13 protein-coding genes and 1 tRNA gene are annotated in these 13,887 nt (G+C 36.3%); 9 read left to right on the top strand and 5 right to left on the bottom strand.

Annotation, left to right across the window (positions count from 1 at the left end; translation table 11 throughout):
* Positions 1-137 precede the first annotated feature (137 nt).
* The 3 genes from ACFFIP_RS05055 (at position 138) to ACFFIP_RS05045 (ending at position 2,308) form a co-directional block, all read left to right on the top strand.
* Positions 138-749, top strand: coding sequence for an RNA polymerase sigma factor (locus ACFFIP_RS05055; protein WP_382386483.1), 612 nt, complete (start codon positions 138-140; stop codon positions 747-749).
* Positions 739-1,497: an anti-sigma factor gene (locus ACFFIP_RS05050; protein WP_382386482.1), complete on the top strand. Its 759-nt coding sequence runs from the start codon at positions 739-741 to the stop codon at positions 1,495-1,497. The genes ACFFIP_RS05055 and ACFFIP_RS05050 overlap by 11 nt, the downstream gene beginning before the upstream one ends.
* 76 nt (positions 1,498-1,573) lie before the next feature.
* Positions 1,574-2,308 carry a hypothetical protein gene (locus ACFFIP_RS05045; RefSeq protein WP_382386481.1) on the top strand — a complete coding sequence of 245 codons (735 nt, stop codon included), beginning with the start codon at positions 1,574-1,576 and terminating at the stop codon, positions 2,306-2,308.
* 50 nt (positions 2,309-2,358) lie between these two features.
* Here ACFFIP_RS05045 and ACFFIP_RS05040 read toward each other — a convergent pair whose 3' ends face one another.
* Positions 2,359-5,142: a CHAT domain-containing protein gene (locus tag ACFFIP_RS05040; RefSeq protein ID WP_382386480.1), complete on the bottom strand. Its 2,784-nt coding sequence runs from the start codon at positions 5,140-5,142 to the stop codon at positions 2,359-2,361.
* A gap of 41 nt (positions 5,143-5,183) precedes the next feature.
* Positions 5,184-6,065: a hypothetical protein gene (locus ACFFIP_RS05035; protein WP_382386479.1), complete on the bottom strand. Its 882-nt coding sequence runs from the start codon at positions 6,063-6,065 to the stop codon at positions 5,184-5,186.
* A 465-nt stretch (positions 6,066-6,530) separates the two neighbouring features.
* Here ACFFIP_RS05035 and ACFFIP_RS05030 point away from each other — a divergent pair, with 465 nt between their 5' ends.
* Positions 6,531-7,289 (top strand): hypothetical protein, encoded by a 759-nt coding sequence (locus ACFFIP_RS05030; RefSeq protein ID WP_382386478.1) that lies wholly within the window; start codon positions 6,531-6,533, stop codon positions 7,287-7,289.
* Between the two features lie 158 nt (positions 7,290-7,447).
* Here ACFFIP_RS05030 and ACFFIP_RS05025 read toward each other — a convergent pair whose 3' ends face one another.
* The gene (locus tag ACFFIP_RS05025; protein ID WP_382386623.1) at positions 7,448-8,254 is read right to left on the bottom strand and encodes a DMT family transporter; all 807 of its coding nucleotides are present in this window, start codon (positions 8,252-8,254) and stop codon (positions 7,448-7,450) included.
* Positions 8,255-8,395: 141 nt separating this feature from the next.
* Entirely contained in the window at positions 8,396-9,052 is a 657-nt protein-coding gene (locus tag ACFFIP_RS05020; protein WP_382386477.1) for an ABC transporter ATP-binding protein, read from the bottom strand.
* Positions 9,053-9,191: 139 nt separating this feature from the next.
* Here ACFFIP_RS05020 and sucC point away from each other — a divergent pair, with 139 nt between their 5' ends.
* The 3 genes from sucC to ACFFIP_RS05005 all read left to right on the top strand — a co-directional run bounded on the left by sucC (position 9,192) and on the right by ACFFIP_RS05005 (position 11,684).
* The gene (gene sucC / locus ACFFIP_RS05015; protein WP_382386476.1) at positions 9,192-10,403 is read left to right on the top strand and encodes an ADP-forming succinate--CoA ligase subunit beta; all 1,212 of its coding nucleotides are present in this window, start codon (positions 9,192-9,194) and stop codon (positions 10,401-10,403) included.
* Between the two features lie 21 nt (positions 10,404-10,424).
* Positions 10,425-10,498: transfer RNA gene (locus tag ACFFIP_RS05010), tRNA-Arg, on the top strand.
* 349 nt (positions 10,499-10,847) lie between these two features.
* Complete coding sequence (locus ACFFIP_RS05005; RefSeq protein ID WP_382386475.1) at positions 10,848-11,684, top strand: universal stress protein; 837 nt, start codon at positions 10,848-10,850, stop codon at positions 11,682-11,684.
* Positions 11,685-11,881: 197 nt separating this feature from the next.
* Here ACFFIP_RS05005 and ACFFIP_RS05000 read toward each other — a convergent pair whose 3' ends face one another.
* Complete coding sequence (locus ACFFIP_RS05000) at positions 11,882-12,781, bottom strand: DUF3078 domain-containing protein (RefSeq protein WP_382386474.1); 900 nt, start codon at positions 12,779-12,781, stop codon at positions 11,882-11,884.
* Positions 12,782-12,932: 151 nt separating this feature from the next.
* Between ACFFIP_RS05000 and ACFFIP_RS04995 the strand changes: the two genes are divergently transcribed.
* Complete coding sequence (locus ACFFIP_RS04995; protein ID WP_382386473.1) at positions 12,933-13,505, top strand: DUF4136 domain-containing protein; 573 nt, start codon at positions 12,933-12,935, stop codon at positions 13,503-13,505.
* 12 nt (positions 13,506-13,517) lie between these two features.
* Positions 13,518-13,835: an Mpo1-like protein gene (locus tag ACFFIP_RS04990; RefSeq protein WP_382386472.1), complete on the top strand. Its 318-nt coding sequence runs from the start codon at positions 13,518-13,520 to the stop codon at positions 13,833-13,835.
* The last annotated feature ends 52 nt before the right edge of the window (positions 13,836-13,887 follow it).

Below are 13,887 nucleotides of genomic sequence, written 5' to 3'. Positions count from 1 at the left end.
TACAAATTAAAGTATTACCAAGTACACAGGTGATTGTTTTGCATTTTATTTTTAAACATTCTTCATGAAATCCATATAAAATTAAGCATGATCTGATTACATTTTGGACTGCCATTTCGACAAAGAGATACAAAGCAATGAAAAAGCTTAAAGAATACTCCACTGAGAAAATTATTTCAGGCATTCGTTCAAAAACGAAAATCAATGAGACTCTTCAATACCTGTACAGCAGTCATTACAGGTATCTGGAAAGATATGTACTACACAATAGCGGGAATGAAGATGACGCGGCTGATGTAATCCAAGAATGTTTCCTGGTTTTCATCAGAATGATAGAAGAAAACAAATTTAGGCAGGAATCTTCAGTGAAATCTTACCTGTATTCCATCACCCGAAATATATGGATTACTGAACTGAGAAAAAGAAAAAGTATGGCTATGAGAGGAGAAGTTTACACAAAGGAAAAAGAAGCAATTGAGTCTGACGTCAGTATTTCGCTCATCAAACATGAAAGCCACAGCCTTATCATGGAAGTTTTCTCTGAACTTGGAGAAAAATGTAAAAGCATCCTCCACAGGTTCTACTATGAAGATTTAAGTATGAAGGAAATTATGACGCTGGAAAACTTCAGTAACGAACAGGTTTTGAGAAATAAAAAGCACAAATGCCTTAAAGGGCTAATAGAAAAAATCCAGTCGGACCCTACCAAATACACCACAATCAAAAACGCCCTTCAATATGTCGGATGAAAAGTACATTGGATTGATTGACGATTACCTAGAAGGAATCCTTGATCAACAAACAAAAAATAGCTTGGAAAAGGAGCTGCATGAAAGTTCTGAATTGCGGGATCTCTTGGCCATTATGCAATTAAGCAGAGATAGTATTAAACTTTCCGGGCAAAAGGAAATGATCTCCAAAATACATGATGAGTTCAGGCAAGAAACCCTAAAAGAAACCAGAAAAACAACAAAATTCGTGATAAGGCCATGGTGGATAGGAATTGCTGCCTCCCTAACCCTTTTGCTTTTAACCGGTAATTTTTGGATAAATTCCCAGGCCGATGAATTCTTTTCCAATCACTATATGGCTTATAAGCTACCTAACATGCGTTCCGGGGAAAATGTAGATAATAATATAGAAAAATTTTACAATGAAAATGATTATGAATCAGTGATTTCTGGCGTTGATCTATCCTCAGAAGTGCCATCCGATCTTTTTTTAGCAAGCCTTGCTAATATAGAACTCAAAAACTATGAAGCTTCGGTACGGTATTTGCGAAAAATTCAAGAGCTAAACGAATCCAAAACTGAATCAGAGAAATTCTTCCAAGAAGAAACTGATTACTACCTTTTTTTGGTTCTTGTAAAAATGAAAAATATCGGAGATGCTGATTTTTATTTCAATCGAATTACTGAAAATAAAAGCCACGCTTTCTATCAAAATTTAAGTACCATGGACAAAATCAGGTATTCGATTATCAAAATGAAAAATTAAAAGAAAAAAAAATTAAACTTGGTTACATTCCAGTAATCAGATTCGACCAACTATTAGAATTAAACTACAGATCAAAATGAAAAATTACAACAAGTTACTTTCAATTTTAGCATTTACTGCGGTCACTGCATTCTCCGCATGCAGTTCAGATGATGAAACGCCTAGTGTAGGACAAGGTGAAGGCAAAATGGGCATAGCCCTGGTGCTTAAAAATAATAGCATGAATACCGTTAATGGTAGGGTTGAAAACAGCAACTTAACCATAGAAAAAGGTTTTATTCAGATCAAAGAACTGGAGCTTGAAGTTGAGGGCAGAAATGAAAATGGGGATTTTGAGAAGGAAATTGAAATTGAATTTGATGATATCAAAAAAATCACTTTCAATGAATTTGACCGATCCGTTGATTTCTTTTTGAATATTCCAGAAGGAGAATACGATGAAATTGAACTGGAATTGGATTTGATTGATTACAGAAATGAGCCATCCATTTCTTTTGAAGGTACATTTGTGAATGATGAAGGTGCCTCTACTCCTTTCAAATTTGAATATTTCGGAGATGATATAGATTTTGAAGTGGAAATTGATGCTGATGATGACAATTACTTCAGAGTTGACAGGATCAATAATCCCTTGGCGCTATTTGAGTTGAATGCCATTAATTGGCTGAGAAATGTTACTTCAACTGAAATGAACAGTGCAGAAAGAACAAATGGCGTTATTCTACTGACCAGAAATAGCAACAGCTCCATTTACAATAAAATCAAACAAAATATAGAAGCTTCCTCAGAAATTGAAGTGGAATTGGATTGAGATAAAACAAAGCGATAAAAAATAAAAGCCAGCTATTTTTAGTTGGCTTTTTATTTTGATTTGGATGAAAAATTCATCCATAAGTATATTGAACCAAAACAAATTAGAAGGATCAATAATAAAACTTGGTAAGAATAAGACAGTATTAAGGACTTTGGTTCAATAATATCGCCCAATAAAACTAAATGGGACCAGAATACTGGGTGTTGATATTGGGCCATTTGTGGATCAGACAAAAACTCCAGTTTAGCTTTTCTAAGAGATTCAGCATAAGTTTCTCCTGATTCCAGATATTTATAAAACGCAGCAGTGATGTAAGCCGTAGCCTTATCTTCTGCTTTCCAAAGGGAAGAAATGATGTTTTGACAACCAGCCAACATAAAGGCGCGTGAAATACTCAATACTCCCTCACTCCTACTTGTGTATCCAAAATTGGTTTCGCAGGCACTCAAAAACACCAGCGAGGTATGGCTGAGATCCAAATTGACCACTTCGTTGGTATATAACCTGTTTTCAATATCACCTGGATAAAAAGCGATGAAGGCTAAATCCGGATTTTGAGGATCAGGAATAGCATGAGTAGACAGCTGCAAATATTCCGCAGATGGCAATACTTCCAATAACCTATTTTTGCTGGATTTTGTCCCAAAAAATTTATCCCCTTTTAAAATATCAATTTCAGTTTTTGAAAAAGGCAACTTACTCAACTGAACATGTTCATCCGACCAGGAATGTTCAAAAAATGGTGCAAACCCAAAAGTTACGGCTTTATCTATTTGATTTACCTCAGATTTACCCAACAACTGCATGGAATATTGATAAGTAATAGCATGGTCATGAATGAGAAAATCACCTGACTCTTTCTCCAGAACCTCAAATGGAAGGTCAACCAACAAGCCATGGGGAATGATCATAACATGAGGGTACTTTTCTAATTGATCTTCAATCTCGCCAAAGAATTGCTTAAAAAGTGAAGTGCCCTTTGAACCAGCAAGGTATTTTTGACCCAATCGGTAGTCAATCAGATTCTTTTTAAATGCATTGATATCCTCTACTAGATCATCGGTCTTTTCAATTACATGGAGTTCAAAATTTTTCCTAGTCAAAGCAAATAAGATCAATTGAGACCTCGTTTCAAAAAAAGAAAGAATGATCGTTTTGCTATCCAATAATTCTTTCTGAACTACAGAAATATCAATTAATTCAGAATTCAATTTTTGATTCATGTAATCAGGATGACTATAGAAATCTTGGTGAAGACGTGAAAGTTCCAGTCTTTTGTCTGTCAGTGATTGTTGAAGTTCATTTACTTTAGAAAGGTTTCTCTCTGAAAGGATCGCCTGCTGCATTTTTGAAATCGCAAATTGAAGATCCCTTTCCTGATTGAGCTTATTTTGGCTGATCCCACTTACTTTTTTCAGTCCTTTTTCCCTGATTCCAATATTCAAACTGGTAGATTTACTTCTCTCTGCCCATTGAAAGGCTTTATGTAAATATTGACTGTCATTACTCTTTTGAAATTGCCCAAGCAAGATTTCAACTGCATCCTGAAAAGTATCCAAAACAAAGTCACCCAAAAAAATTCTGGCCTCGTCATTATCATAATAATTACTCACATAAAATGCCATATCGAAGGCCGTCTGGAAAGTGGTAATACCTGCTTCCAAAAACCTAGGATCATTATTTTCCTGATAAAGCTTTATAAATGACCTTGCCTTGTCCACTAAGCTCTCAATCAAAGAAAAGGTGGCAAAGCCCAAGGAAAAGTCCTCAGGATTTGTGAATACATCTGATTGATTAAAAAGACCATCAATCTGGATAATAGCATTTTGGAAATATCCCAATGCATTTTGGAAATCCCCCTCCTCAAATGCAATTTTCCCCAATAGTCTGTAACTTCTTCCTAACCTAAAATCTTTAGAGAAATTATCTTTCTCCACTGTGGCTTTAATAAATGATTCTAAAATGCTTTTTGCTTTTCTATAATCATTTTGGATCAGGTAAATTTCAGCCAATTGATTTTGAAAAGAAGCAGATTGCCTATATTCCTCTGATTTAATTTTATCTAAATAGTACAAAGAAGAATCAGGCATGTTTTTTTTCAGGAAGATACTTGCTATTTGGGTATTGACCTGATCTTTATTTAGTCCTGATTTCTCTATTTCCCTATAAATCGACAGCGCACTGTCCAATTGCTTCAATTGTAATAATGAACTGCCAATGTTGTTGAGAAAACTAAATAAAGCATATTGATAATAGGGGTCAAGTTCATCAAATGACTTATCCCCAACCGAAAGGTTTTTTGCTTTATTAAAATAATTAATTGACTGAATATAATTCCCTGATTCAAAGTAAATTACACCAAGTGAATTGAATAGCCTTGATCTCTCGGTATTTGAAGAATTCTTCGAAAGGAGTTTTTCAGCATTTTCCAAAAAATAAATACTACTATCTGCCTGACTTAATAAATAATAGGTTTCTCCCAAAAAAAGATTGGTAGCAAAAAACAAACTGTCCTGTAAAGCTGCTATTTCTCTAATCTTCAATCCCTCTCTATAAAAATATACGGCATCTTTCAGTTCACCTTTGATTAAAGAAAGATTACCGCTCTTTTCATAAATATCCAGGACAATTTCAGGCTTGAGACCTTGGGTGTTTTTGGAATAAATAATTTCCTTGAAATAGGCAAGTGCCATACTATCCGTGAAATCTGTAGGATCACTTGACTCGTAGTAGTCCATTGCCTGCCTGTATTTAGAAAAGACAGCATCTTTGTCCTGATCAGGAATGCTCTGAAAAAGAAAGAAAAGGACTATAAAAATCCACCTATTCACCAAAATTGACCCGATTATTTACATCGGTAATATTACCCAAATTATTCTAAGCTGGCAACAATAATCAAATACGGAGGCCTAGGTTTAGTTTTGGGATTATCGACAGCAACTCTGGCATTTTGTGGGATATAATGGGAAGTAGAACCTAAAATCCCTGATTTTTTTTCTTCCAATTCATCCAAAAGACTCTGAGGAACATCTTGTAGGGTATTGAAATAAAAAATCTTAAGGTCCAAACCATTTAATGCCCCTAAACTGTTGTCCTGAAGTCTATAGTACATTTTGACCTCAAGGGCACTACCGTTGACAGGATTCTCTCCGAAAGCTTTGTTTTCAACCGTCTTTTTTAAATCTATTACTCCTGTTGATGAATCTATTTCTATCCCCAAATCTGCTAATTTAGAATTGTCAGGTCCTACTTCATCAAATTCACAACTGTAGTCATCTTCGTCATCATCCTCATCGTCATCATCACATGGACTTAAAGCCGTAGGATTTGCATTAAAAACCGGGTTTGCCAAAAAATCATTTTTACCCAAAAGATAGACTTTATCCAAATAATTAATTCCCCCTATGATCAATTCAAATTCACAAACAGAATCTGGAGCAGATGCAGGATAAAAAGAAACTTTATATCTCAGACCTGTTTCACTTTTATTAATATCAATCTCCCCTGAAAGCGAATCCAGCTCCAATCCTTCAGGAAATGCGCTAAACCGACCATTAAATTCCTGAAGTGGCCTTATTTTATTATCAACAGCATCGTTGATATAAAATATAGTATCTGAATAACTAAAGGTATTACAATTAAAAGGCTGATCGGTCCCGTTTATCGGATCTGTATCATCATCCGTCAAAGAAGATTCACAGGCTATAATCCCATTAAGGAGTATAAATCCAATATATTTTAAAAATTTATTCATTTTACCGGCTTTATTTGTATGTCGAAGCTAATTAGAGAAATGTAACTCAAGTAACCTTATTTTTTAACATGCCTACAAAGGGACCTATCCTATACAATAATTCACCTTCATCTTTCGAATTGTAAAGTATTTTTTTAACAAGTTGCAGATAAATTAAAGTTCACCTGTTATCTAAAATTAAACAGATTTCATTAAGAGTTGGTTTTTCATATTGGAAATAGATTAAACAGATTATTTCTTGATCATTCAATAGTTCAGATTCCAGAATTCATTTTTTTTATTGAATCAGTAAAACTCAAATGTTTTGCCCAAGTAAGATTTACCGAAATAGCTTGATTTCAAAACAAAATTATGCCCAAAAATCCAAGCACATGCTTTTTTGAAGAAATGGGCCAATTTTTTGCCAATACCTTCTTCGACATATAAGTCATGAAACTTATTCAAAAAAACTAAACCAACTTGATCATGAAAAAAACAACATCTCTACTATTTCTGCTACTTGCAGGAATCATTGTCACACTTAGTTCATGTGAGTATGAAGTAGAAGCCCCTGTCCCATCTGCCGTAGATCTAAATGTGGCTTTTTCATTAATCGATGAAGACCCTGAATTTCAAAATGCCCGTGTGCTCAGCAGATTGGAAATTCAAGAGGCAACCATGAATGTCAAGAAATTGGACGTAAGGATTTTGGGAAATGCTCCATTGGGAACTAATCTAAACAGGAATTTTTCTTTTGATTTTCCAGATCCCAAGACTATTACTTATAAGAATACGGAAGAAGGCTCTGAAATAAACATTGCCGTCCCAAGAGCTACTTACCGACAATTTATGTTTGACCTGGATATTGCACAAAAAGGTGAAGAACCGGCAGCCTCCATGAAAGGGATTTTCCAGACTTCCGATGGTTTTGAAGCACCTGTGAGTTTTGAACTCTATGGAGACCTGTTCAGCTTTGATGGAAAATTTGAAGCTAAGGATAAAAATGATGTACTGGATTTCAATCAGATCGAAACTGCTACTATGATGATTGAGCTCTATGCCAAAAAGTGGTTCAATGATCTTGATGAAAGCCTGTTGGACAGTGCTGAAATTGTGGATGGCGTGATTTTGATCAATCCAGATCACAACACTGAAATCTATGAATTTGTAAAAGGGAAAATACAGGAATTATCAGAAATCAAACTCATGATAAAATTACAACAACAGGGCAAATCTGGAAAATAAATTGCCTTAGATGTAAATGACCACAACATAACCAACTAACAACCACTAATAGTGTACTCCCACGGGATTTGTAATTTTAGACTATTTATTGTTGCTCACCATATTTTTAGTCAGATGTTAAGCAAAACCTGTGGGAGTCCTTTTTTATAAATTGAGGACTATTTTTTGGAAGTTACATTCAATAAGACTCCAGCCAACACTAAAAACATTCCCGAGAAACTCACCAAAGTGAAAGTTTCGTCGAATACAAAAAAACCAAAGCCCAAAGCGTATACAATACTAAGATAAGTAAGGCTGGAGATTTTGGAAAGGTTGGCATTCTGGTAAGCTAATGTCATAAAATACTGGGCAAATTGGGTTAACAGACCAACAGCCAACAAGATCAGCCAATCCCATCCTTTAGGCTGTACCCAGACAAAAAAACTGATAATACTGGCTATGGGAACCGTAATAAAAGGAAAGTAAAACATGATCACCAAGGGATGTTCTGTATTGCTGATCTTTCTGATCACATTGTAGGCAACCCCCATTGCCAAAGCTGCCACCAATCCGACCGAAAGATCCATAAAACTAATTCTGGGATCAAATCCCTGTATGATCACTACACCAATGAATGAAATACCAAAATAAACAAACTGCATAGCCCTGACCTTCTCTTTCACAATAAAAACCCCCAGAATAGTTGTAAAAATAGGAGCCAAATAATTGATCGTCACTGCAGATGCCAAAGGGATAGCCTGTAAATTGTAAAAAAACGCTATCAACCCAACAGCTCCTACAACCCCTCTTAATGCTAAAAGCTTCTTATTGGTTCCGAATAAGGGAACCTTTGCCCTTTTCAATAAAAAAAAGGTCAATCCCAAACTGAAAACTGAGCGAAAAAGGATGATTTCTATGGCTGGGATATGGGGAATCAGCTTAACAGATACGTTCATCAGGGAAAAAAGCAACCCTGCCAATAACATATGTTGAACGCTTCTATTTTTCAAGGCTTCATTAAGTTTCGGCAAAAGTAAGGGTAATTATGCTATCAACTTTGAAAAAGGTGATTTAAAATGTACCCAAATTGAATAGTGCTGCAATTCCGGATATACCTATTTTGAGAATTACACCTGAATGATTTTCCCATCCTGCATGGTCAACATTCTGTCTGCCATCCTTGCGAGTTCCTGATTGTGGGTGACTATGACAAAAGTCTGTCCAAATTCATCCCTTAGTTTAAAAAACAACTCGTGTAAGGCTTGGGCATTTTGGGAATCCAGATTTCCACTGGGTTCATCAGCAAAAACAATTTTAGGATTATTGATCAAAGCCCGGGCAACAGCCACCCTTTGCTGCTCCCCCCCTGACATCTCAGAAGGCTTATGATCAAGCCTGTCTGAAAAATCCAAAAGTTCAGCCAGCTCCTTTGCCCTTTGCTTCAGGGCAAATTCGCTTTTTCCAGCAATCAATCCTGGAATCATAATATTTTCCTCTGCGGTAAATTCAGGAAGTAAATTATGAAACTGAAAAATAAAACCAATCTGACTGTTCCTGAAATCCGCCAATTTATCTCCCTTTAGTTTGGAGACCATCGTATCCCCTATCCATACCTCTCCCTGATCCACCTGATCCAAAGTTCCCAAGATATGTAAGAGTGTACTCTTGCCTGCACCTGAAGCACCAACGATCGAAACCACTTCATTATCAAATATTTCCACATCCACCCCTTTAAGAACATGAAGGTCTCCGTAAAATTTTTGTATTCCTTTTGCTTGAAGCATCCTGGTGTATCGGTTTGGTTGGAAATTAAAGCTGATCTATAATAAGCTTCAAAAATGGCATTTATTTCCCAAAAAGAGCAAAGGTTAACTTGAAAAATCAATTAGTAGCCCTTAACTTCGGGCAAAAATTTTCACAAGGATGAATATACACGAATATCAAGCAAAAGAACTTTTGAAAAGCTACGGTGTACGTATTCAGGAAGGAATCGTCGCAGACAGTCCAGAGAGTGCATTGAAAGCAGCAAAAAAACTACATGCAGAAACCGGAACTTCCTGGTATGTGATCAAAGCCCAAATCCACGCAGGTGGTAGAGGAAAAGGCAAAATCCAAGAAACTGACTCTAATGGAGTGGTTTTGGCCAAAAACATTGATGACGTACAGGAAAAAGCAAAAAACATCCTTGGAGGAACCTTGGTGACTATCCAGACAGGTGCTGAGGGTAAAAAAGTGAATAAAGTGTTGGTAGCTGAGGATGTATACTATCCGGGTGCTTCCGAACCTAAGGAATATTACCTTTCCATTTTGTTGGACAGAGCCAAAGGATGCAATGTCATCATGGCTTCTACAGAAGGTGGAATGGATATCGAAGAAGTGGCTGAAAAGCATCCAGAGAAAATCATCAAAGAATGGGTAGACCCAAAAGTAGGTCTTCAAGGATTCCAGGCAAGAAAAGTGGCTTTCAAACTTGGTTTGGAAGGCAATGCATTTAAAGAAATGGTAAAATTCATTTCTGCACTTTATAATGCTTACATCGGCTCTGATGCTTCCCAGTTTGAAATCAACCCGGTTTTGAAAACATCCGACGACAAAATTCTTGCCGTAGATGCCAAAGTAAACCTTGATGACAATGCTCTTTACAGACATAAAGACCTTGCTGAATTGAGAGATTTGGCTGAAGAAGACCCATTGGAAGTTGAAGCTGGAAAATCTGACCTGAACTATGTGAAGCTTGACGGAAACGTTGGCTGTATGGTAAACGGTGCCGGCCTTGCAATGGCGACCATGGATATGATCAAATTATCCGGTGGTGAACCTGCCAACTTCCTTGATGTAGGTGGTGGTGCCAATGCTACTACTGTTGAAGCTGGATTTAGAATCATTCTTCAGGACCCTAACGTAAAAGCTATCCTGATCAACGTATTTGGTGGTATCGTAAGGTGTGACAGAATTGCCAATGGCGTAGTGGAAGCTTACAAATCAATCGGAGATATTCCAGTACCTATCATTGTCAGACTTCAGGGAACCAATGCTGAAGAAGGTGCCAGAATCATCGATGAGTCAGGACTGAAAGTTTCTTCTGCTATCACCTTGAAAGAAGCAGCTGAGAAAGTAAGAGCTGCCATCTCCTAAAAGATAAGATATATCAAAGTAGCACCCGTAGTTCAACTGGATAGAATATCGGATTTCGGCTCCGAGGGTTGAGGGTTCGAATCCTTCCGGGTGTACAAAAGCCTTTTGCGACTGCAAAAGGCTTTTTGTATTTACACACCTACCATCATTGTGTTTATACGCTTCTCTGCCTGTAGTCTCAATTCTTAGGATTATGAATTGTTTAGAATCAATATCTATCAGTATCTAACCCATCGGCATCGGGCAGGTATTAATAAATATAGGAATTAAGTTAAACTTAAAATTTTGTTTATTTACTAAAAAAGCTCCATATATCTATCAAATCTTGACACAACAAACTGAAAAACTGATCTTTATCATATTTTTCACTGATTTCGAATAGGGAAAATCTACTTTTTGAATGGTAATTTTATCATGTAACTAAGAAACCAAACCCCTTAAGTCATGAAAAAAATATTAATTCCTACCGATTTTTCAGCATGTGCTAAGAGTGCGGAAAAATATGCCATGTATCTGGCAAAAAAGATGGACGCAGAACTGGTGTTTTTACATATCATCAATACTCCTATCGATTGGTCAAAATTAACCAAAGAACAAGAGAATTTCTTTCCTGAAACCCAATCAGCAATCGCAGAGGCAAAAGCCAACCTAAAAGAATTGATCAAGGATGCTGAAGAGCTAGGCATTAGTGCCAGAAAAATCCTGGTGTACAACGATGGCAATAAAAAAATACATAAGTTCGTCGAAGATGAGCATATCGACATGATAGTAATGGGTTCACATGGCACTTATGGCTTTAGAGAGCATATGTTGGGCAGCAATACTTATGGTGTGTTGAGGCGATCTTCAGTGCCGGTTGTAGTCATCAAAGAAAACAACAAAAAGATGAACTTGAACACCTTGGTTTTTGCAACCAACTTCAAGGAAGAAACTGGGGAATCTTTCAAGGCAGTTGAAAAAATGGCGGAATCTTTAGGTGTCAAACTTAAAGTCCTATTCGTCAACACCCCAACTTACTTTATGGAAACCAATGACATCCTCAGCATTGGCAAGGAATTTCTGAAGGAATTTGGCACCTACAACCATGAAATCCATATCATTGATGCCTTCAAGGAAGAAAGAGGGATTATTCAGTTTGCTGAAAAAATTAAAGCAGACGGTGTAGCAGTCATTACCTTCGGTAAATCTGATCTGATGCAGTATTTCTCTCCAAGTATTACAGAAAACCTGATTGCTATGGCAGATTTCCCGGTATTCAGCATACTTAAAACCAAAAAGTAACCCCAGAATTAAACCGTGAACTTTATTTTTTGCAGTCCAATCTGGACTGCATTTTTTTTGTAAATAAAAAAGCAGGAGAAAATCCCCTGCCCTTTATATGAAAACTAAACCAACTATTATTTAACTACCACAATTGAAACAAAAATAACACTTAAAAATAAAATTCAAAATAATTTCAAAAATTCATCCCCACTTACCTACTTTTTATTACTCACTTTGTAAACAATCCCCAATGCCAATGCCTGGCTAAACTGAATTCCTGGATCCATATCAATATCATACACATTGATGCTGGTAAAAGTCACATCAATAAACTTGGTCATTTTCGCTATCATCGTCACATCCAACCTGTGGTCAATGGTTTTGAAAGCCAAAGTTTCATAATTGGCAAACATTTGGTACCTGGTATTGATGGCCAAATTTTCATTGATCTGTTTATTGTAAGTCATAAACAACTGGAAGGCCAACCATTCTGTTCTAACTTTTTGACCTAAAGGGACTCCATAATTGGTAGGAACATTTTCCGCGATTGCCGGATTGGTAACGAATGTAAATCTTGGTGAAATCGGTGCAATACGTAGGGCAAACGCATCATTTGGCTTGTACTCCATACCGATGCCTGTTGTCAAAAATGCCGGAGAGAAAAAACCGGAAATCAAAACTCTTTCATCCTGACTATAATCATAGCCATCGGTAAATTGAGTAATGAAGTTTACCGCTCCAAAGTAACTCCAATGATCAGACACTTGATAACCTACTTTTGAGTCCAGGAATATCCTGTCATTGGACTTTCGCACCCCCTGTCCATCATTTTTAACAATCCCATAGATCATTTCCAACTGATTATCCCAAGAAAACTTATCCTTGGTATAATTGGCTTTACCGGTTAAAATAGATCCAAAGGCTATAGAATTGACACCTCCCGATCTCCAGTTTCCACTAAATGACGCTTGATTAAAATTCAACCCAACACTTAAATCCGAATCCCAAAGTTTAACTTCTTCGTGCGCTTCTTGAGCATTTTCTACAGCTTCTTCATTTTGTGCAAAGACAGCTGTTGACAAAAAGAATAAACAAATCGTAAATAATTTTTTCATAGCTCTGATATTTTTAGTAAAATTTAAAGAAAATAATTGGTTCATGCGAAAGATTGTAGAATTAAATCCACATTTCCAGAAACAAAAACCAAACCTCCAATCGATGCCGTTAAAAGATTAGTCACTATCGAAAACGAATATTTGCCCAAAGATGAACAAGTCAACTATTATATCCTTAACCCTATTGATTTCATTCATAGTCGCCGGATGCAGCTCCATTGAAATTTTCAAAGAAAATACAGAGTTTAAGCCTTATGTCAATTATCAGAGCTTTGTGATCATCAATAAGGAAGTAGGACAAAAAGGTTTCAATGACGAGCTTTTGGATGCAAAAGTTATTGATGAAATTCAATATCGATTAGAATCTCTAGGGCTAAAATACAACAGAGAAAAACCTGAACTGATCATCAGGTATACTTCTAATGAAGATGTGAGACAAAAAGAAATTTACCCCAATCAATATCCTTTTTGGGGGTGGCGGGCATGGGATCCATTCTTATTTGATCCCAGATTTATGCAAAGGCAACAAATGAACTCCACCAAAAACTATGAACTGCTTCAAGTGATTGTAGACTTTATTGATCCGAAAAATGATAAAATGCTTATGCGCTTAACGGCCGTTTCGGAAGTTTACAATGAAAAGGAAAAACAAAAGAAAGTTATAAAATCAGTCCAGAAAATCATAGAAACTTATCAATTACACCTCAATCAGATCAACCCTTAACCCAAACAAAAGATGTCAAAGGATTTCAAAAGTCTAAAAGAGTTTTACCCGTATTACCTTTCCGAACACCAACATCCGACAAGCAGAAGGTTACATTTCATTGGAACAGCCTTACTCTTCTTAATCCTGGCAGCCGCAATATATCTCTCCAATTATTGGATTTTGTTCCTGATTCCATTAGTGGGCTATGGTTTTGCATGGGTAGGGCATTTTTTCTTTGAAAAAAATAAACCTGCTACCTTCAAATACCCTTTTTATAGTCTGGCTTCGGATTTTGTACTATTCTATCACCTTATGATAGGTATGGAAAAATTTACGCCAAAAAAATAGGTTTGAAATACAAAATAAATGGTTTGAAATATTGTTTTTCGTTAACAAATCA

Origin of the sequence: Fontibacter flavus (genome assembly GCF_042432905.1) — a bacterium.
Taxonomy (GTDB): Bacteria; Bacteroidota; Bacteroidia; order Cytophagales; family Cyclobacteriaceae; genus Fontibacter; species Fontibacter flavus.
The sequence above is the reverse complement of the archived record's forward strand: the minus strand, read 5'-3'. Positions and strand labels throughout refer to the sequence as shown.

Bases quoted from the DNA above. Each gene is read 5' to 3' on its own strand.
- ACFFIP_RS05055 (WP_382386483.1), top strand. From the start codon at position 138: ATGAAAAAGCTTAAAGAATACTCCACTGAGAAAATTATTTCAGGCATT.
- ACFFIP_RS05050 (WP_382386482.1), top strand. From the start codon at position 739: ATGTCGGATGAAAAGTACATTGGATTGATTGACGATTACCTAGAAGGA.
- ACFFIP_RS05045 (WP_382386481.1), top strand. From the start codon at position 1,574: ATGAAAAATTACAACAAGTTACTTTCAATTTTAGCATTTACTGCGGTC.
- ACFFIP_RS05035 (WP_382386479.1), bottom strand. From the start codon at position 6,065: ATGAATAAATTTTTAAAATATATTGGATTTATACTCCTTAATGGGATT.
- ACFFIP_RS05030 (WP_382386478.1), top strand. From the start codon at position 6,531: ATGAAAAAAACAACATCTCTACTATTTCTGCTACTTGCAGGAATCATT.
- ACFFIP_RS05025 (WP_382386623.1), bottom strand. From the start codon at position 8,254: ATGTTATTGGCAGGGTTGCTTTTTTCCCTGATGAACGTATCTGTTAAG.
- ACFFIP_RS05020 (WP_382386477.1), bottom strand. From the start codon at position 9,052: ATGCTTCAAGCAAAAGGAATACAAAAATTTTACGGAGACCTTCATGTT.
- sucC (WP_382386476.1), top strand. From the start codon at position 9,192: ATGAATATACACGAATATCAAGCAAAAGAACTTTTGAAAAGCTACGGT.
- ACFFIP_RS05005 (WP_382386475.1), top strand. From the start codon at position 10,848: ATGAAAAAAATATTAATTCCTACCGATTTTTCAGCATGTGCTAAGAGT.
- ACFFIP_RS05000 (WP_382386474.1), bottom strand. From the start codon at position 12,781: ATGAAAAAATTATTTACGATTTGTTTATTCTTTTTGTCAACAGCTGTC.
- ACFFIP_RS04995 (WP_382386473.1), top strand. From the start codon at position 12,933: ATGAACAAGTCAACTATTATATCCTTAACCCTATTGATTTCATTCATA.
- ACFFIP_RS04990 (WP_382386472.1), top strand. From the start codon at position 13,518: ATGTCAAAGGATTTCAAAAGTCTAAAAGAGTTTTACCCGTATTACCTT.